At 47.2% G+C, this 20,183-nt stretch carries 17 protein-coding genes; 9 read left to right on the top strand and 8 right to left on the bottom strand.

Annotated features, from left to right (window positions below; all coding sequences use genetic code 11):
• The first annotated feature begins 30 nt into the window (after positions 1-30).
• Positions 31-462: an Lrp/AsnC family transcriptional regulator gene (locus tag V6668_RS06095; protein ID WP_036611514.1), complete on the top strand. Its 432-nt coding sequence runs from the start codon at positions 31-33 to the stop codon at positions 460-462.
• Positions 463-496: 34 nt separating this feature from the next.
• On the opposite strand, the gene V6668_RS06100 is transcribed toward V6668_RS06095, so the two are convergent.
• The 3 genes from V6668_RS06100 to V6668_RS06110 all read right to left on the bottom strand — a co-directional run bounded on the left by V6668_RS06100 (position 497) and on the right by V6668_RS06110 (position 4,654).
• A complete protein-coding gene (locus V6668_RS06100; RefSeq protein WP_338707952.1) occupies positions 497-997 on the bottom strand; it encodes a hypothetical protein in 501 nt (166 codons plus the stop codon).
• 104 nt (positions 998-1,101) lie between these two features.
• On the bottom strand, positions 1,102-2,919 hold the full coding sequence (locus tag V6668_RS06105; RefSeq protein ID WP_338707953.1) for an ABC transporter ATP-binding protein: 1,818 nt from the start codon (positions 2,917-2,919) through the stop codon (positions 1,102-1,104).
• Entirely contained in the window at positions 2,912-4,654 is a 1,743-nt protein-coding gene (locus tag V6668_RS06110; protein WP_338707954.1) for an ABC transporter ATP-binding protein, read from the bottom strand. The genes V6668_RS06105 and V6668_RS06110 overlap by 8 nt, the downstream gene beginning before the upstream one ends.
• A gap of 361 nt (positions 4,655-5,015) precedes the next feature.
• Here V6668_RS06110 and V6668_RS06115 point away from each other — a divergent pair, with 361 nt between their 5' ends.
• A complete protein-coding gene (locus V6668_RS06115; RefSeq protein ID WP_047841909.1) occupies positions 5,016-5,939 on the top strand; it encodes an S-layer homology domain-containing protein in 924 nt (307 codons plus the stop codon).
• Positions 5,940-6,392: 453 nt separating this feature from the next.
• On the opposite strand, the gene V6668_RS06120 is transcribed toward V6668_RS06115, so the two are convergent.
• Entirely contained in the window at positions 6,393-7,907 is a 1,515-nt protein-coding gene (locus V6668_RS06120) for a glycoside hydrolase family 43 protein (protein ID WP_338708902.1), read from the bottom strand.
• 164 nt (positions 7,908-8,071) lie between these two features.
• On the opposite strand from V6668_RS06120, the gene V6668_RS06125 reads away from it, so the two are divergent.
• Positions 8,072-8,944 carry a helix-turn-helix domain-containing protein gene (locus V6668_RS06125; RefSeq protein ID WP_405158697.1) on the top strand — a complete coding sequence of 291 codons (873 nt, stop codon included), beginning with the start codon at positions 8,072-8,074 and terminating at the stop codon, positions 8,942-8,944.
• A gap of 80 nt (positions 8,945-9,024) precedes the next feature.
• On the opposite strand, the gene V6668_RS06130 is transcribed toward V6668_RS06125, so the two are convergent.
• The 4 genes from V6668_RS06130 to V6668_RS06145 form a co-directional block, all read right to left on the bottom strand.
• A complete protein-coding gene (locus V6668_RS06130) occupies positions 9,025-9,594 on the bottom strand; it encodes a YdeI/OmpD-associated family protein (protein ID WP_036668782.1) in 570 nt (189 codons plus the stop codon).
• Between the two features lie 11 nt (positions 9,595-9,605).
• Positions 9,606-10,115: a DinB family protein gene (locus V6668_RS06135; protein WP_338707955.1), complete on the bottom strand. Its 510-nt coding sequence runs from the start codon at positions 10,113-10,115 to the stop codon at positions 9,606-9,608.
• A gap of 83 nt (positions 10,116-10,198) precedes the next feature.
• Positions 10,199-11,116: a YafY family protein gene (locus V6668_RS06140; protein WP_338708903.1), complete on the bottom strand. Its 918-nt coding sequence runs from the start codon at positions 11,114-11,116 to the stop codon at positions 10,199-10,201.
• Between the two features lie 275 nt (positions 11,117-11,391).
• On the bottom strand, positions 11,392-12,309 hold the full coding sequence (locus V6668_RS06145; protein ID WP_036668788.1) for an ArsR/SmtB family transcription factor: 918 nt from the start codon (positions 12,307-12,309) through the stop codon (positions 11,392-11,394).
• A 396-nt stretch (positions 12,310-12,705) separates the two neighbouring features.
• Between V6668_RS06145 and V6668_RS06150 the strand changes: the two genes are divergently transcribed.
• The 6 genes from V6668_RS06150 (at position 12,706) to V6668_RS06175 (ending at position 20,097) form a co-directional block, all read left to right on the top strand.
• Positions 12,706-13,617, top strand: a complete 912-nt coding sequence (locus tag V6668_RS06150; RefSeq protein ID WP_051154000.1) for a glycoside hydrolase family 43 protein — start codon at positions 12,706-12,708, stop codon at positions 13,615-13,617.
• A gap of 132 nt (positions 13,618-13,749) precedes the next feature.
• The gene (locus V6668_RS06155) at positions 13,750-15,090 is read left to right on the top strand and encodes an ABC transporter substrate-binding protein (RefSeq protein ID WP_076319039.1); all 1,341 of its coding nucleotides are present in this window, start codon (positions 13,750-13,752) and stop codon (positions 15,088-15,090) included.
• Positions 15,091-15,247: 157 nt separating this feature from the next.
• Positions 15,248-16,138 carry a carbohydrate ABC transporter permease gene (locus V6668_RS06160; protein WP_036611613.1) on the top strand — a complete coding sequence of 297 codons (891 nt, stop codon included), beginning with the start codon at positions 15,248-15,250 and terminating at the stop codon, positions 16,136-16,138.
• A 26-nt stretch (positions 16,139-16,164) separates the two neighbouring features.
• Positions 16,165-17,007, top strand: a complete 843-nt coding sequence (locus V6668_RS06165; RefSeq protein WP_036611483.1) for a carbohydrate ABC transporter permease — start codon at positions 16,165-16,167, stop codon at positions 17,005-17,007.
• Between the two features lie 56 nt (positions 17,008-17,063).
• A complete protein-coding gene (locus V6668_RS06170) occupies positions 17,064-18,485 on the top strand; it encodes an arabinan endo-1,5-alpha-L-arabinosidase (RefSeq protein ID WP_338708904.1) in 1,422 nt (473 codons plus the stop codon).
• 628 nt (positions 18,486-19,113) lie between these two features.
• The gene (locus V6668_RS06175; RefSeq protein ID WP_338707956.1) at positions 19,114-20,097 is read left to right on the top strand and encodes a family 43 glycosylhydrolase; all 984 of its coding nucleotides are present in this window, start codon (positions 19,114-19,116) and stop codon (positions 20,095-20,097) included.
• Positions 20,098-20,183: the final 86 nt, after the last annotated feature.

Genomic DNA, 20,183 nt, shown 5'->3' on the forward strand with positions numbered 1-20,183 from the left:
ATTTCACCGTGAAAGGATTGCTGAAGCAAGATGAATGAAATGATAGATGACACGGATATACGTATTTTGCAGATTCTGATTCAGGATGCCAAACGTTCTCACAAAGAGATCGGTGAAGAGGTTCATCTCACGGGACAGGCCGTTGGTGCAAGAGTGCGCAAGCTGCAAGATCTGGGTGTGATTGAAGGGTATACGGTAAAATGGAACCCGGAACGCCTTGGCCTTGGTCTACAGGCCTTTGTCACAGTTTTCTTGAACTCCGGCGACAGACATGCCGCCTTTCGTACATTCATTGCTGAACGTGAGGACATCGTTGAAGTCCATCGCGTCAGTGGAGAAGGCTGTTATCTGATGAGAGTGCAGACTGGCACCACAGAGCAGCTTGGCCAACTGCTTGAAGCGTTGTTGCCTTACGGCAATTACAAAGTCAGCCTGTCCATAGGTGTAGAGAAATCACAGTGATGTGTGGGGAGCTTGTCCTCATCCATCCCGGTACTCAACGATCCTGTTTCTGTTCCAGCAAAGTCTCCTGAAGTAAGGACACCGCCTGGTTCAGCTCTTTTTTGCTCAGCAGATGATCTGTCTGAATATGAGACCGTGTGCCGTCTTTTAAGTACAGGACAAACATGGGAGAAGCGGACAGGAGCCACTTGCTGCGGGCAGGTGAGGCGAGTTCGACTTTGCGAATCTGGCTCCAAGCAATCTTACGTTTGCCCGTGCTTAACGCATCATCATCCCAGGATAACAACACGGCAGGGGTTCTGGTTAGTCGTGACACAAACATGAAGAACAGCGGTCCGATCAACCACATACCCAGCACGGCTGCAATGGAATAGTATATGGTCTCCAGTCTTTCGGCTTGTCCGTCCACGATGATCCATAATAAGCTCACGCACAAGAGAAGGAAAAGGAAGCATAAACTTCCCTTCCATAGAGCTGTGCTGCGTTGGTAACGAATCTGCTGATGGTCACGCTTGGGTGTTTCGGGTTGTTGCATAGATGTTCCTCCTAATTAACAATGCTGATCGATATGCCAAACGTGCCGCCTGCATAAGCAGAGCGGCATGTTCAACGTTCTGTATTTACTATAACTCAGTTTCATTACCCTGATATAGCTGAATTTTTACCTGCATCACGCGCATGGGTGTACAAGTCTGCATATACACCTTTGGCTGCGATTAGTTCCTGGTGCGGTCCTTCCTCCACAATCTCACCATTTTCCATCACCAGAATTCGATCGGCATGCATCACCGTGGACAGACGATGAGCAATGACAATGGTGGTGCGTCCCTGGGATACCGATTCCAACGCCTGCTGAACAAGCTGTTCCGTGTGTGAGTCCAGATTGGCGGTTGCCTCATCCAGGATGAGTACTCGGGGCTGGAACACCACGATTCGGGCAAATGAAATCAACTGCCGCTCCCCAGCGGATAGTCCGCTTCCGCGTTCGGATAGATGTGTATCATATCCTTGAGGCAAACGTGAAATCATCGCATGTGCTCCGACAAACCGGCAGGCCTCAATCGCCTGCTCTCGCGTAATATCCTCACGAAACATTCTCACATTATCAATAATGGAACCGGAGAACAGGAAGGGTTCCTGTTGAATCAGACCCACGATCCGATGAAGCTTAGCCTGCGGCAGATGCCGGATATCAGTACCATCAATCTCGATACTGCCCTTGTCTACATCATAGAAGCGATTGAGCAGGGAGATCAGTGTGCTTTTGCCAGCGCCTGTTGTGCCTACAATACCTACCATTTCACCCGGATAGAGGTGCAGGTTCATCTGTTGGATCAAAGGCCGGTCTGCCCGATAACCAAACGACACATCGTTAAAATCAATCTGGCCCATCACATTTTGTGGTTCCAGCGAGGAGGCCATCACGGGTTTGGGATCGGCAACTTCAGGCCGTGTATTCAGAATGTTCCAGATGCGATCCATCGATACGGTCGTGGACTGGAATGTATTCCATTGCATCGTAATCTGGTTAATCGGTTGAAAGAACTGACGAATATAGCTGATAAACGCATACAATACCCCGACTTGCAGGGACTCACCCAGTACGGCGCGACCTCCAAGCCAGACCATCATAACCAGTGCCGCATTGCCAAGGATATCAAACGTCCGGTTGAAGATAACATTGGAGCGGGCTTGAGCAATGTTGGCTTTCAGGTGAAGTGCGTTCTGTTCCGAGAAACGTTTCTTCTGTTCTTCCTCTTGGTGAAAAGCCTGAATCAGAAACATACCGGACAAGTTCTCCGCCGTAAATGCGATCAGACGGGAAAGACGCGTACGGGCATTTTGATAAGCTTTTCGCAGTCGACTACGGAATAATACCGCAACCACCGCAATGACAGGCAGAACGATCAGGGAGTAACTCGCCAGCACCGGATCAAGTTGGAACATAAAGACGATAATCAGCACCAGCATCATGCCATCTCGAATCAGACTGAGCAGTACTTGGGTGAAGAAGCTGCTGATGGTCTCCGTATCACTGGATACGTTTGTGACCAGACTGCCGATATGAAAACGGTCAAAGAAGGACATGGACATCTTGGAGATATGCTTGAACAGGTCCTTTCTGATCCGGGATACAATGTTCTGACCCACATGCTGCAACAGATTATTCTGGATATAGGTAAAAATAAAACTGATGACAGCCAGCCCAAGAAAGATGGCTGTGAGCTGAACGAGAAAGCCCACACTGGTCTGGCCCACGGCCAGATGATCATCGATGGCGATCTTCACCAGATAGGGTTGCAGCAGATCTGCCGATATGCCAAGCAGTGAGCAGAAGAAGATACCGGCAAAAGCCCATTTATGCGGTTTGGCGTATGCCATCATCGCCTTAAACGAAGTTCGTTTACTCTGATCGGCCTCTGCATCTGGGTGAAGTTCAGCGTTAGTGTTAGACATGATGTAATCCCTCCTCCTGCAAACGGTAGGTGGCCGCATATAACCCCTTGGCAGCCATCAACTGCGCATGTGTTCCCTGTTCAGCGACTCGCCCTTCATCCAGAACGATAATATCGTCCGCATGACGGACCGCGCTGATGCGATGAGAGATGATTAATGTAGTCTTGCCCTTGCCAATCTCGCGCAAACTGCGCAGAATACCACTCTCGGTGACGGCATCAACCGCGCTCATACTGTCATCCAGAATAAGTAACTGTGCTTGTTTGATCAGTCCTCTTGCAAGGCTGGTTCGCTGACGTTGTCCACCAGACAGGGTGAGTCCACGTTCGCCAAGCAGTGTATCGAAGCGATCAGGAAAACGGACAATATTATCATAGATCATGGCTTGCCGTGCACTATGTTCCACTGTATCCAGCGATACTTCCCGGTCGCTAAATGCGATGTTATCTCGGATGGTGGTACTAAACAGGAATCCATCCTGAGGGACATAGGCGATGCGCGATCTTAGACTTTCCAGCGACAGCTGCCGAATATCGGTACCATTGATGCGAATTGTTCCTTCAGGTGGTTCATATGTACGCAGCAATAGCTTAACGAGGGTGCTTTTACCTGAGCCGGTCTTGCCTACAATACCGACCGTTCGCCCGGCACGGATATTGAGTTGAATGTTTTTGAGAGCAGGAGATGAACTGCCAGGATAGGAGAAGGTTAGATTCTCCATGGTGATATCTTGTACGGTTTGGAGCGCTGTGGCTTCAGGAAGTTCACGTACATCTGCTACTTCGCTGAGCAGGTCATTCACCCGCTCCAGTGATGCGCCTGAGCGCTGAACGGTATTAATAACATTGCCGATCTGTTGAAGCGGTCCCATAATAATGCGCAGATATAAGGTTAAGGCGACAAAACTCCCGAGTGTAATAGAATTCTGCATGGTCATAATACCTCCGACAAGCAGAGAAACGACCAATGAGATGGCTCCCAGCAGCGGGAGCAATGCTTGAAACAACGAAGACAGACGAACGAGTCGAAGCTGTTTGCTCTTGATCTCATCGACGGTGGTTCCAAAGCGTGCACGAGCACTGTCTTCGATGGCAAACGTCTTGGTTACGCGAATGCCACCCAGCTGCTCTTCCGCCGATTCCGTCATGGTTGCAAGAGCTTCCTGCACGTCGCGAGAGCGCTTGCGAATCCGCGGACCAAAAAACACGACCAGAAATGGGATCGCCAGCAAAGGGACAACACTGATTAAAATGAGCGTCAACGGAATCCCGCTAAGCAGCATCATGACAATGCAGGACAACAGCAGGAAGGTGGCATTGGTCATGAGTGTCACACCATTGGATATCGCTTCACGTACGGAAGTAACGTCATTCATGACATAACTGAGGAGTTTTCCGTTCCCCTGTTTGGAGAAATAATGTTCGCTAAGTTCGGAAAACTTACTGAATATACGCTCACGCGTCATGAATTCGAAGCGTCGACCGAGCTTCATAATCATGAATTGCCCGGTACCGAACAGCAGATTATACCCGATGGCAATAGCTAGAAGGGACAGGCTGTACCTTACGACCGTCTGCATCTGAAGCGTGTTCTGCATCAACTGATCCGTGAAGCTGCCGAGTATGCGGGGCAAGGATGCTTGCCCGACATTGGAGGCAATAATCAGAAGAACAGCAACCAGATAAACAGGCCAGTTCGACACAACATAACCGCGAAGTAATCCTTTCTTGGACATAAGCGTTGTTCTCCTTTTGTTATAGGTGAAGTCAGTTCAGCAGGTGGAGTCAAGAAAAGGGCCGACACCTGTTATTAGCGCGTCGTGCCCTCTTACTGTATGCGATCCAGTTCGTTGTTTATCCGTCATCCGATAGATTTCTCTATTCTTATTTTTGCGCTAATCCGATGGGATGTCAACGAAGCCACTTAGCAAAAAGCAGGTGATTTAGATTATCGGCGTTGGAGAAGGGTTCTATGCCGTGTTCTCGTGTTGTATTCACCAGATGTCGAAATTACTGAAACATTTTCTAGGGATGCCCCGTCTGTAGGAATGAAGAGGTAAAAAATAGGCTTTACTAATCATATGGAGGTGCCAGGAAATGAAACATAAAAAAGGATTGGCTGCAACGCTTGCGCTCTGCGTTTCTTTGACAGCAGGAGGTGCATCGGTATTTGCTTTCACAGATGTGAAGGATGAAGGTCAGAAGTCGGTTGTGGATTCATTGAAATCAAAAGGTATTGTTAACGGAGTAACGGCGGATCTGTTCCGTCCAGATCTTGCATTGTCCGAGCCACAGGGTGTTCAACTGATTGTGAATGCATTTGGTCTGAAAAATGAATTTGCGGAAGCATCCGCTCAGAATAAAATCAGTCCGGATACGTGGTATGCCGATGCGGTGCAGGCCGCTACTCAGAATGGACTGTCCATTCCGGTTGAAGTGAACCCGCAGGGCAAGATGACACGTGAACTGTTTGTCATTTTGCTGAATGAAGGGATTAACACAACCGGGAATTATCCGGTCATCATGAAGTATAATCTTGTTAAGGACGAAAATAAAATCGGTAAGGACGCCATATCTGCAGTCCAGAACCTGCTGAACATGAACATCATTGAACTGGATAAGGACGGTAACTTCCGTCCAGATCAGTCGCTTACCCGTATGGAGGCTGCAAGCATGATCTTTAATGCACTTGAATTTGTGGATAAACACGGCAATGGCGGCTCAGCAGAGCCAACTCCAACCAATCCAGGTGAAGGCCAACAAGCGATTGTACCTGAAGTAACAACGACCAAGGTTGATGACAAAACAACCAAAGTTAAACTCAGTGCTGAAATGCCGCACCCTGGTTATGGATTGAAGATTGATGATGTGAAATTGGAGAAGGATGGACGCGCCATCGTGCTCTATTCCATTATTCAACCTGATCCAGACATGATGTATCCAATGGTTATCACCAATGTGACTGCAGAAACGGATATCCCAACAGGGTATACAGCAGAAGCTCAACCTTCTGGCAAGTAAATTATTCTTTGAGATATCAAACTTGCGCTAAGCACAACGTCAATGAACAGAATATAGCTTAACTTAAAAACTCACCCTTCATGCGTGCATGGAGGGTGAGTTTTTAAGTTGCTGGAGAGGCGAGACCAATAACCAAGATCCAACTGATGCAAGGTGAGATATGCTAACGAACTCAGCGCACCTTATTTGGACGTTTATAGTGGTTATGCAATTCTAACGAACTTGAGACGCGTTATTCCCGCAAATAAGACTGGAAACAACATATAAAGCATCTAACAGGCAGGAATAACGCATCTACGATTCGTTAAAAATCCCAATCAGTGAAATAGCGTCGAATAACGTGTGCTGGGTTCGTTAGACTTTCCAGATTCACGACGCTTCTGCGAAAGGTAAATTAGTGAGAGGTTACATAGTTACAAACCTGATCGAAAGGTATTGGATCTAGCGGTTTGATTATTCGTCCAGAGGTTCATAGTCAAACCAATCGAAACTTGCAGGCGTACACTCCCCCGATGGAGCATAAGCGTACATGGCGATCATCACACCTGTGAAACCACTTGCCACTTCGGTAGATAACAGATGTGTTTCCCCTGAACCCACTTCGATGGCATCGGATGAACCTTGCTGGTAGAGGAACGTGAAGTGATTACGGTCAGCCTTGATTTGTAATACAACCGGCCCCGTGTCACAGTCAAGCACCTGTTCGGTTCGCAGAGAGCCGACGGTTCGCCGCAATACGATTTTCTTCTGACCGTCGATCTGTGTTACAGCCAAATCGTAATGATATTTATCATTCATAAATAAGGTTAATCCGGCTTCCTCACCGCTCGCATTTGGCTCATAACGTAGCTCGGTTGCCATATTGCATAAGAAATGGCTCAATCGACGCCCGACAAAGGCTGGATTTTGTCCGTCATCGAGTGAAACCGAATGACCACGGAGGATGAGCTGCCCGGGATTTTCTGTGAGTGTCCAACTATTCGGAGCCGGGTTCCGTAAGAAGATCCAGTTCATGTCCAAAGTTGGTTCGTCAAAATGATCCCGTATAGCCCGAGGTGACCAAGGATGCTCAGGCAATGAAGGTCCGGTCATCTCTGGTTCAATATGTCCGTCCACACCGATTATCGGCCAACCGTCATCCGTCCAAGTGACAGGTGCCAGGAAGGTTTCGCGTCCCAGATGGTGTCGCATGGGGTAACCTGCTGGACGAAGGCCCAGACATAAGGCCCACCAGCTTCCATCCTGGATCTGGACAAGGTCTGCATGACCGGTTGCGTGAATGCTGGATTTCATGCTCCGATTGGACAGAATCGGATTATGAGGACACGGATCAAATGGTCCGTATGGCTCTGTGCTCCGAGCAATGGTCTCCATATGACCATACTCGGTTCCACCTTCGGCGATCATCAGATAATAGAGGCCGTTTATTTTATACATGTGGGGAGCTTCGGGTGCTGCTCCTCCGGTTCCAGTCCAGATCAATCGACTATCGGTTAGTCTGGCTCCAGTCGTGATGTCTATCTCACACTGATAGATGCCCTCGCCTTCATTGCCATTACAAGCAGTTTGAAAGTATACACGTCCATCTTCATCAAAGAAAAAAGAGGGATCAATGCCGCCCTGATCAACAAAAAACGGAGCTGACCATGGTCCCTCGGGCTGGGCACTACGTACATAAAAATTTCCGCCGCCGCTGACATTGGTTGTTGTTATATAGAACCAGCCTTCATGGTACCGGAGTGTTGGGGCAAAAATACCGCCAGAACTGCCTGCGTTCGCTAAAGGGAGTTGCTCCGTTGTTGTGAGGACATGGCCGATCTGTCGCCAGTTCACAAGGTCTTTGCTGTGGAAGATGGGCACACCAGGGAAATATTCAAAGGTACTGGTTACCAGATAATAGTCTTCATCTACACGGCAGATACTTGGATCTGGATAAAATCCAGGAATGACCGGATTAGTATATTTCATCATTTATGCTCCTATTCATTTCGAGAGTTTAGTATGAATCTGGACACATTGAAAATCCCTGCTACAAGGCGAATTATAACGCTTATAAGTATATGGAACCTTGATTTTTCGGTCCTGGAATAGCATGATATAGACATTCAACCCAACATGGTTTGCGGAGGGGGATGCTTTTGAGTAATGCATATTTGAGATGGTTTACCTCGGACCATCAACAATTTCCGTTTTTTATTCAGTACGGTGGACATGTTGAGGACATGGAGCTTCATAATCATATGGATTTTACGGAACTTGTGATTGTTCTGAATGGTCATGCAACCCATGTGGTGAACACCGAAGAATTTTTTATTAAAAAAGGGAACGCATTTGTGATTAATGGCGACACCCATCATGCGTATAAAGACCCTCATGATTTTAGGATCTGTAACATTATGTTCAGTCCCGAGATGCTTGCTTCGGCGGGGCCCGATCTGAGAAAATCTAACGGCTTCCAGGCGCTGTTTGTTTTGGAACCGTTTTATCGTAATATTCACTCCTTTCCGAGTAAATTGGCGTTATCCATTTCCAGTCTGGAGTATGTAGAATCGCTGATATCGTTCATGATTGAGGAGTATCAGAGTAAACAGCAAGGGTATCAGACGATGTTGATCTCACGTCTTACGGAGATGGTTGTTTATTTGTCGAGGCAATATGATACACAGGAGAAAGGGATCGAAGGTAATAATCTGATGCATCTGGCAAATGCCATTTCATTTATTGAAGATCATTATCTGGAGCCACTGTCGCTAGAGGATATTGCGGGGAAGTCGAATATCTCAATAAGGCATCTGAACCGGATTTTTCGATCCTATTATCAGATGACCCCGATCTCTTATCTGCAAAAGTTGCGTCTGGAGAAGGCGTGTCATTTGTTGAAAAACGGGAATCTGTCCATCACGGAAATTTCGTATGAATGTGGATTTAACGACAGTAATTATTTCACCCGCCAGTTTAAGAAAGCCTTTGGCAAGTCTCCCAAAACATACAGGCAGACTCATTAATACATGACCGAATATAAAACACCAAAACAGGGCCTCCTCATATGGAGGTCCTGTCTGCTGTCTCAGGGAAAAGGGGGAGTTCAATAGTTCAAGAGCCGTCCGTTGTCATGCCACTGACCGTACATTTTATTTTCCTTTGTGTGGGTTATGAACTTATCCAATCTGCTCTGGAATAATGCTGGCTGATTCTTAACACTTTGGATCGTATCGATCCGAACGTTTTGGTACAGGGTAGGGAAGGCCATGAAATTTGCATAAACCTGATGATCTTCTTTCAGCCTTTGTTCGATCACACCATCAATTATGAAAGCATTTGGCTCCATAACAGGAAGAACCTTTCTACCCTCGTCATGCATGAGGCCCAACTTTTCAAGACGACGGACACGTTCCTTGTTCAATTCAGTCCATGAGCTGCGTTTACTTCTAGGAGATAATCTCTGTGCTAATTGAGTCTCGGATATTTTCTTTTTGACTCCATCGATCCAGCCAAAGCACAGCGACTCCTCAACCACGTCCAAATACAGCAGGGTATTCGGCACGGGTTTTATGCTTATCATTACCCAGCAAGAATTCTCAACTTTTCCATGCGTCTGCAACCAATTTCTCAATTCATCCCTCGACGTCACGGGGATACAATGTACATTTTCCATCCGATTGTCAACTATACCTGAGCCGGTTCCTGATACCAAAAGAGTGAATAGTCATTCATGATGGAGGCATGCCCCAATTGACGTAGCATGGTAGAAACATTGCCTCGATGATAGGTTCCGTGGTTAACCACATGGATTACTATATCGGATAAGCTGGTTTCGCGAACTCCTGCAAATGGATTATCGAGTAGAGTGGTTTGCTCCAGATCAGCATGGCCTCGTAACCACTCACTGTATTGTGTCGACAGGTCGGTAAAACGTTTGATGTACTCATCTACAGAACCGTGAATCTCACCATTAAGCAGTATACATGCTTGCAGTGCCTCGGGCATACTGGTGCCATTCAATACCTCGTACCACATTTTATCTACCGCGTAGATATGGCTGAGTGCGTGAGCAATGGTTGGAAATGAACTGTTCACTACCTGACTCAGTACAGAAGAGGGCAATTCCTTGATTCTGCCCAGGATCGTTTGGTTGGCCCATGCGTGGTAGTTATACATTTGTTCCGGATGATTCATTGATGATCGTCTCCTTTAATTTGGCTATAGATTAGGTTAACTTACTGAGATGATTATAAAAAAAGAAGTATGACAACAGCGTGTCATACTTCTTCATAGAGCTTAAGTGCGTTTCGAAGTTGTTCTTTCAGAATGTCTCTTAATTCAATCGGTTCAAGTACCTCGGCGCCACTACCTAAACTAAGTAGAAACGACCATAACCACTTGGCTTGTAACGGTTGATGAACCGAGATACGCATTGTCATACTTCCACCCTCGTGAAATTGCTTATCTTCCTGTTGAAAATGATCCATGGCTTCCGCGAGCGCTTCCGGGTTCACCCGAAATACCACATCACTTACCTGATCTTGCCATGACGGATCTGAGACAACCGTCTCTTGGGGAAGCTCAAGGTGGGGTTGGAAGTGTTCCGATGTCAGTTGCACGTTCATCATCCGGGACAGTCGGAACTCGCGATAATCCTGCCGTGTCTGGCAAAATCCGTATACATACCAATTACGATATTTAAAATGAAGTCTTACCGGTTCCAGATGGCGGGGTGTATGTTCATTCTTTGTATTGATGTAGTCAAAACGGACAACCTGATGATCCGTAATACCTTTACGCAGATGAGGAAGGGCATCCGGTTCTGTTCGGCGAGTCTCCAAATCCACCGACAGACTTGAGGTTTGATGCTCCGGTCCAATCGTTTGCAGACGTTCAATCGTGCCTTGTGCACGTGCATCTTCGAATACTGTGGATAGACTGCTCAGAACCGTGATCAGGGAATCCACATCATAAGAACCGAGCAAGCTTTTATCCATCTTGTATCCGTCCATCATGCCGTAGCCGCCTTTGAGTCCCTGATGGGAGACGACCGGGAAGCCGGCGGCACAGATTACATCAATATCCCGATAGATCGTTCTTGGGGACACCTGAAACTCTTCCGCCAAGGTGGAAGCAGACAATACTTCGTGGTTCAGCAGTTTGTATATAATTGAGATTAATCGCTCCAATTTCAAAAGGTATCCCCGCCCGTTATTCCATTTTGTCATTACAGGCCATTATTATATCACGCCAGGGTAAACAACATGGAGGATTACAGAGGGGCTATAGGAGTCATATCATCCAGTATGTTTTGTTCCAATATGATTGGACAAGTTCTTAGGCGAGAGCAAACAAAAAAAGAGTGCTGGATAGCACCCTTTTGAAGACACATGATTGTTGTTGTGTTGAACAGTTATGTTAGCAGATCGGTCGAACTTAATTAATATCGAGTGAAAAGTCAGAGCCGACTCTACTCTTCTTGCACGTTATAGAGAACCCGAGCGAGCAGATTCTGTCCATAGTTACCAAAGTTTTTGCCAAAGATCGTTAAGCCCCGTTTGTTCAAAGGTTCGTCCGTAACCGCAATGCGGAAGTGAATATCGCTTTTGTAATCCAGCCCAATCTGGTCCAACGTCACATCCGAGATGCGGCATCCGTCGATATAGCTGCCTTCCTGTGTAATCCGGATCAGCTTCAGCATGCCGTACTGATTCAAATGCGGAGGCCACCATTCCGGATTAAAGGTACCGCGTGTATTGCCAAAATCCCCCGGACTTGTCCAGCAGCCAATCTCAATCCCATTGACATAGAAGTAAATATCCGAAGGGTAATTGTCACAAAAGCCAGGGGCCTCCGAACCCAGTTCCATCGACAACTGAATTTCGCTAAACGACTGATTAGGCTTGAGATAGTTGGGAATCCGATATTCCAGATAACCTTCAGCCAGCCAGATCATCTCCGCATCAATTCGCAGTGGATCAGCAAAGTACCGCGGATCATCGAACTCTCCAACAATGCTGTCCCGGGTAGCGAGACCACATGTAGGTGCGGCCTGATAATCGCTGTAATGACCGACCTGAATTTCCACCTCATAACGATTGTTAATCTCTTGTGAACGCAGATCAACCATCAATTTTTCCTCATTGAGATAACATATCTTCTGAATTCCATGTTTGCCAACGGCGGTGTTGATCTCAATCAATCCGCTCTCTTCAAGCTTCTTGATATGCATCGTGATGGCGCCATTGCTCAGTCCCAGCTTGGTTGCTAGATCATTGAGATTAAGACTTTGGTTCTTGGCCAGCAGCTCGATGATCTGAATCCGGATTTCCGAACTAAGCGCTTTGAAGATATTCACACCCGACATCAGATCTTTAATATAAATCATAGGTGGATTTCCTTTCCCCGTTCTGAACAAAGTCTTCGACACAGACATTTGCACATTTATATGTTTTATTTCAGATAATTATAAATCATTCCCTCATGGAAGGGAAGGGTGGAGAAATAGAAGCCAAAACCCTTGTATATAGCGCAAATACGAGAATATAACCTATTTTTTGTCCACTATTCCGGTTAAAATAAGTGTTAATCAGTTCACATATATTTGAAATATACCATTGAAATGTCATGTAACCGCTTTTATAATCCTATTATACCTAAATTGATTCAATACTTCATGAACCTAATTAACCATTTGAACAGGAAAGGTGGAGTTGGTTTGGAAAAGTTAAGCAATGTGAAGAGGTTTAAGTGGAAACGGTTAGCGTTACCGGCATTATTTGTGATGGTATTACTGCTGGCAGGTCAGTCAAAAGCTTTGGCGGCATTCTGGAATCTGACCGGAGATACCGCTGTTCATGATCCGTCGATTATCAAAGAGGGCAGTTCCTGGTACACCTTTTCAACCGGCCCGGGCATTCAAGTATTGAAATCCGATAATGGTTCGTCCTGGTATCGTGTTCCACAAATCTTCTTAAGTAAGCCATCCTGGTGGGCTTCTGCCGTTCCGGGACAAAGCGGATTGGATGTATGGGCACCGGATGTAGAGCAGTATAACGGAAAAGTATGGCTCTATTATTCAATCTCCACCTTTGGCTCCAATCGGTCTGCGATTGGTCTTGCTTCTGCGAACAGCATTGGGGCAGGGCAATGGAAGGATGAAGGATTGGTGCTTCAAACCACGACCGCCAATAATTATAATGCCATTGATCCAAATCTGGTCATTGATGCTTCAGGCAATCCATGGCTGGCCTTTGGTTCTTTCTGGAGTGGCCTGAAGATTGTCAAGCTGGACAAAAACACGATGAAACCAACGGGAAGTATAACTTCCATTGCTGCGCGCCCGAATAACGGAGGTGCTATTGAAGGACCAAGTATTGTATATCGTGGCGGCTACTATTACCTGTTTGCTTCCATTGATTCTTGCTGCCAAGGTGTGAACAGTACCTACAAAATGGTCTATGGACGTTCGACCAGTATAACAGGCCCTTATGTGGACAAAAACGGAGTTAATATGCTGAATGGTGGCGGAACGATATTGGATACAGGCAATGTAAAATGGAAAGGTCCAGGTGGTCAGGACGTGTACAACGGCAATGTCATCGCAAGACATGCCTATGATGCAGAGGATAATGGCAATCCGAAATTGCTGATTAATGACTTGCTTTGGGACTCGAGTGGCTGGCCGAAATACTGATTTATTTTATATAAATATAAAATGTTTTATAAAAGTGTTGACTAAAGTGATCTGGATTTGATAAATTTAACAACAGAAATCTTATTTCATCCAATTGAATACGGTTACAAGTCCAGATCAGGAGGGGTTCAGATGGTAAAGAAAAAGAGTTGGGTCACATTTATGCTTCTTATGCTGGTAAGTGCACTGGTACTCGCAGGTTGCGGAGGAAGCAGCGGTGCAAGTGGGGACAAGGAGTTAACATTTATGTTCCGCGGCGGTACTGATGAGCAGAAAGCATACCAAGCGGTGGTCAAGAAATTCGAAGAAGATCATCCGGGTGTGAAAGTCAAAATTATTGTAACGGCTGCGGATCAATATGCAACCAAGCTAAGAGCGGCAATTACAGGCAACAGCTTGCCTGACGTATTTTATATCAATCCGGGTGACGTGAAAGCGTATGTGAACAGCAATGTGCTGATGAACCTCACTTCGTATATTGAAAACAATCCGGATGTTGATCTCGATAATATCTGGAAATACGGCGTGGACCTGTATCGATATGACGGCCAAATGGCAGGTCAAGGTGATATCTACGGTATGCCGAAGGATCTGGGGCCATTTGCACTGGGCTACAACAAAACGTTGTTTGAAAAAGAGGGCATCCCACTCCCTGACAAGGATAAACCATACACATGGGAAGAGTTCATCAAGGTGAATCAGCAAGCGACCAAGGATACCAATGGAGATGGTAAACCGGATGTATACGGTACTGGATTCAACGTACAGTGGGCACTGCAATCCTTTGTATGGAGCAACGGTGGGGATTGGTTGGATGAGACCAAAACAAAAGTAACGATTGATGATCCAAAATTCGCTGAAGCACTGCAGTTCTTCGCGGATATGCAGAATGTATACAAAATTACACCTTCCATTGAGGAAGCGCAAACATTGGATACGTATCAACGCTGGATGAAAGGTGAAATGGCTTTCTTCCCTGTAGGCCCATGGGATATGAGTACATTTGAGAAATTGCCTTTCGATTATGATTTGCTGCCATTCCCTGCGGGATCAACTGGCAAATCGGCAACGTGGATCGGATCTCTGGGAATCGGAGTATCCGCGAAAACGAAACATCCAGAAGAAGCAGCAGCATTGGTGAACTACCTTACGGCTTCGAAGGAAGGCATGCAGCAACTGGTAGATGCCAAGGTACAAATTCCGAACTTGCTTGATATGGCAGACGAGTGGGCCAAAGATACATCCACGAAACCAGCCAACAAACAGGAATTCATTGATATCGTTGAAGATTACGGCCGGGCTCTGCCAGGTAACTACACGTACAATGCGGAATGGTATGACCTGTTCTTCACGGACATCCAGCCGGTATTGGATGGCAAGATTACAGCCGCAGACTATGTGAAGCAGCAACAACCGAAAATGCAAAAACTGCTCGACAAAGCGGTTGAACAAGAAAAGAAATCTCAGAAATAGTAGATAGGAAAGGGTGATGCCGGCAGCCTGCAATCATGCTGCTGGCATCATTCGTATTGGAACTTATTGGATTCCATACGGGCATGTGGCATTCGTTGATCGACAAGGTTCAATCGAAGAATGCCACATGCTGATACTAGAAACAGGGGTGAACGCCGTGATTACGAAATCGAGTTTGTATCGCAAAGAGATGCTGTACGGATATCTGTTTATTTTACCTCCGATTCTTGGATTGCTGATCTTTGTCATGTTCCCGTTCCTCTACTCCCTTTATGGTTCCTTTACGGATTGGGACGGACTGGGACAGATGAACTTTATCGGTTTGGCCAACTTCAAGGATTTGCTCACGGATGACCTCTTTTACAAAGCGATGTTTAATACATTCTTCCTGATGCTTGGTATTCCAATTGGATTGTTGCTCGCATTATTGCTGGCGATGGGTCTGAATCGTAAAATTCCCGGCACCACGACATTCCGAGTAATCTATTACATCCCGGTCATTTCTTCCCTCGCTGCGGTGTCCATCATGTGGAACTGGGCGTACAACGGGGATTACGGTCTAGTGAACCAGTTCCTTGACCTGTTTGGGATTAAAGGGCCTAACTGGCTCGCGAACAAAGACACGGTCAAACCCGCTCTGATTATTATGACGGTGTGGAAGGGTCTTGGATACACGATGTTGTTGTACCTGGCAGCATTGCAAAGTGTATCACGTACATACTACGAAGCGGCTGAGCTGGATGGAGCCAATGGGTTCCAAATCTTCCGCAATATCACTTGGCCTATGGTGAAGCCGGTTACCTTTTTCCTCATTGTTACAAATATCATTGGTGGTTCCCAGATCTTCACCGAGATGAACATTATGACACCTACGGGTGGTCCTGAATATTCTTCGGCATCGATCGTTTTCTACATCTGGCAGAAAGCCTTCAGTAACTTGCAGATGGGTTATGCCTCAGCGATGGCCATGATTCTTGGTATTTTCATTTTTGTCATTACCCTGGTGCAATTCAAAATGAACGAAAAATCAGCCTATGATGGGGATTGATTGTCAAGGAAAGGAGTGAACCGGAGATGTCTTACAGTCAAAAGAGGAAATTAACAAACTCGATCATCTTTATCGTACTCGCGATTGGTGCGATTGCGATGATTGCACCACTGATCTGGATGTTGTCCACGTCATTGAAGGAGAAGCAGGATGTATTCGCGCTTCCGCCTGTATGGATACCTGAAGTATTCCAATTTGGAAAGTATAAAGAAATCTGGGAAGCAGGACCGCTGCTCAGCGGGATCAAAAACAGCCTCATCGTTGCGGTGAGTGTAACGGTGGTGGGTACGTTTACGTCCAGTATCGCAGCCTTTGCTTTTGCCAAGTTAAGATTCCCGCACAAAAACAAACTGTTTCTCGCGTTGCTGGCATCCATGATGATTCCTTATCCAACAGTCATGATCCCGCAATTCATCATGTTTGCAAAGCTGGGCTGGGTGGATACGCTGTTGCCACTGATTGTTCCTGGCCTGTTCGGTAACGTAATTATGATCTTTTTCCTGCGCCAGTACCTGCTTAGTGTACCTGATGCGATTATTGAGGCGGCCAAGATTGACGGTAGTTCCTACTTCCGGCTGTACTCCAGTATTACGTTCCCGCTCATCAAACCGGCGATTGCTGCACAGTTGATTCTCTGGTTCATGGGCATCTGGAACGATTATCTGGCACCAATTATTTATCTGAATTCACCGGAGAAGCAGACGTTACAACTCGTTATAGCAAACTTTAATGCCACGTATGCGATTCAAACCGATTACCCGCTTATTATGGCGGCGTCGATTGTGGCTCTGTTACCTGTATTAATCATCTTCCTGATCTTCCAGAAACAGATTATTGAATCGGTTGCGATTTCGGGAGTGAAGGGATGAAACAGCGGAAGAAATTCCGAGGATGGACATTTTCGAAGAGAGGGGTGGTTGCTTCCATGTTGCTGATGCTGATTGTTGGAGCTACGGGTTGTTCTGGAGAAGGAGCAGGAGAAACGGTGTCCCGTCCCGTCTTTCCTGAAGCTCCTCAAGATACTCAGTTGTATGACACTTCCATTTTGGATGATGAATCACGCTGGACGGTGAACAATGCGCATGATCCGGCCATTATCAAAACAGACCAGGGATACTACGTCTATTCCACAGACGTTCGTGTAGCAGGAGAAGCGAAACCCGGCGTCATGGTACGCAAATCAGATGATCTGATCCACTGGAAGTGGGTAGGTCAAGCTCTCCCGGGTATTCCGCAAGAAGCGCTGGACTGGACAGGTGCGGTCAATCTGTGGGCACCGGATGTGGTCCAGGCTGGTGATACCTATCGGATGTATTATTCGGCTTCTTCTTTTGGCAGTACCCAGTCGGCTATTGGTCTTCAGACATCTTCATCTCCCGAAGGTCCTTGGACAGATGAAGGACTCGTTGTGAAAACTTCTGCGAATGAACAGGACAAATTAAATGCCATTGATGCCAATCCCATCGTAGATGCCGAAGGCAATCCGTGGATGGTATATGGTTCATTCTTTGACGGCATCTACATTGCGCCACTTGATCCCGATACCGGGAAATTCAAGGACGAGGGTTACGGTACTCGCATTGCCGCTCGGGATCGTGCAACTGAAGAGGGCGCAGTGGAAGGTCCATACATTGTGTTTAACCCGGAGTTCAAAAAGTATTATCTGTTTGTTTCCTATGATTCCTTATTCGAGGACTATAACGTGCGAGTTGCGCGTGCTGATTCAATCACAGGACCGTACACAGATATGAACGGCATGAACATGCTGGATACGGATCATCTGCCGCAATATGAGATCGGCACCAAAATTCTCGGCGGTTATCGCTTCACAGAAGGCGAGGGCTGGGTTGCGCCCGGACATAACTCCGTTCTGAAGGACGGAGACGATTATTACATCGTGCATCATGCACGGGGCGAGACGGATAAAAACTGGCCCTATCTGCATGTACGCAAAATGTTATGGACCAAGGACGGCTGGCCTGTCGTTTCACCTGAACGTTATGCAGGTGAGACAGCACAGGACATTCCGAAATCCATGATTGCCGGGGAGTGGGAAGGCATGGCGCTTGATCCGTCCGTAGACGGGCAGATTCAAGCCGTGCCTTATACCCTAACAAGCAACGGCAAAATTAAAAGTGAAAAAGGTTCAGGAACCTGGACCTTTGATGACAAACAAACACTGACACTGAAGTGGAAAGAAAGCCCATGGGGCGGAGCTTCCACGGAAGAGCTGAAACTGCTCCCGTCCTGGGACTGGGAGCGAGACCAGCCCGCGCTGGTGGTAACAGGCCTCGATGACCACGGCGTGGCGGTCTGGGGCAAGCAGATCAGCGCAGCGGAGGAGTAAGGGGGCGAGCAGCGAGCGCTGTAAGAGCGGGCTGTTGCGCCAAGGTGCACAAGCAGTGAGGGGGAGGAAGGAGCCGCAGGAGCGAGTTTGGCATCCGATTTCAACCGTCAAGAGCGGTGGGGAAAAGAAATCGGAGGACAAGAGAGCACCAAGGCCCCACCACCCCCGAACGTCCGCTGTGCATGACAAAGTTGGCATGTTAAGGTGCGCTAACGCCAAGGTGTTGCAGCTTTTAGACACTCAAGATTCATCTGTGCTGGACTATGTCTGAGGCCAATCGTTTACTGAATATGGGGAGAGTTGACCCTGCGAAGTGGTCAACCCCATAAGACCGAGCCACCAAAAAGGCTCGAAGTGAGGTTGTGACCCAGCGAGCGCGGAAAGAGCGAGCTACTGCTCTGATGGTGCACAAGCAGTGAGGGGGAGGAAGGAGCCGCAGGAGTGAGTTTGGCATCCGATTTCAACCGCCAAGAGCGGTGGGAAAAGAAATCGGAGGACAAGAGAGCACCAAGGCCCTGCCACCCCCGAACGTCCGCTGTGCACCACCCCAAAAGGGTTTTCGCTTTTTCGCAATTGGGTTACATCCCCAAACTTCGAGCCAAACAACATTTGAAAGGGGAGCATTCCCATGACTGATTCCATTACATTTACTAATCCCATCCTGGAGCAACGCGCTGATCCGTGGGTGTACCGTCATACAGATGGTTACTATTACTTCTCCGCTTCCGTACCAGCCTTTGAAAGGATTGAGATCCGGCGAGCAGAGACTTTGGAAGAGTTAAGAGATGCTGAGCCGGTAACGGCTTGGACCAAGCGTGACACGGGGCCAATGAGTGCCAACATCTGGGCACCGGAAATTCATTTTATTGATGGCAAATGGTACATACACTACGCTGCCGCTCACACCAGTGAGACCAACGAAGGTCTGTTCGATCATCGGATGTATGTCCTGGAGAACGATTCCGCGAATCCACTCGAAGGAGAGTGGGTAGAAAAGGGACAGATACACACACGGTGGGAATCATTTGCGCTGGATGCAACAACCTTTGAACATAAGGGGATTCGCTATCTGGTCTGGGCGCAGAAAGATCCCGATATTGTGGGCAACTCCAACCTGTACATCGCCGAAATGGAGAACCCATGGACGCTACGCGGCGAACAGGTTATGATCTCTACGCCAGAGTATGATTGGGAGATCATCGGCTTTAAGGTCAATGAAGGAGCAGCCGTGATGCATCGGAATGGGCGTTTGTTCATCGGCTACTCGGCCAGCGCGACTGATTACAATTATTGTATGGGTCTGCTCACTGCAGATGAAAATGCCGACTTGCTTGATCCGGCCAGCTGGGTGAAATCACCCGAGCCGGTATTCCAGACTTGTGAAGCGAACGGCCAATACGGTCCGGGCCATAACAGCTTTACGGTGTCACCGGATGGCAAGACCGATATTCTGATTTATCATGCGCGTAATTACAAAGACATCGAGGGTGATCCCTTGTATGATCCGAACCGCCATGCCCGTGCTCAAGTGATTCATTGGCGTGAAGATGGCACACCTGATTTCGGTGTTCCGGTCCCAGATGGCAGCGCAGTAGTTGAAGTGAAAGGTTAAATTACAAGGTTGTGCGCCTTAATAACTCATTTACACACAGAAAGACCCGTAGAGAGCACTTGTTCAAAGTGCGCTTCTTACGGGTC

The organism is Paenibacillus amylolyticus, from assembly GCF_036894225.1.
Taxonomy (GTDB): domain Bacteria; phylum Bacillota; class Bacilli; order Paenibacillales; family Paenibacillaceae; genus Paenibacillus; species Paenibacillus amylolyticus.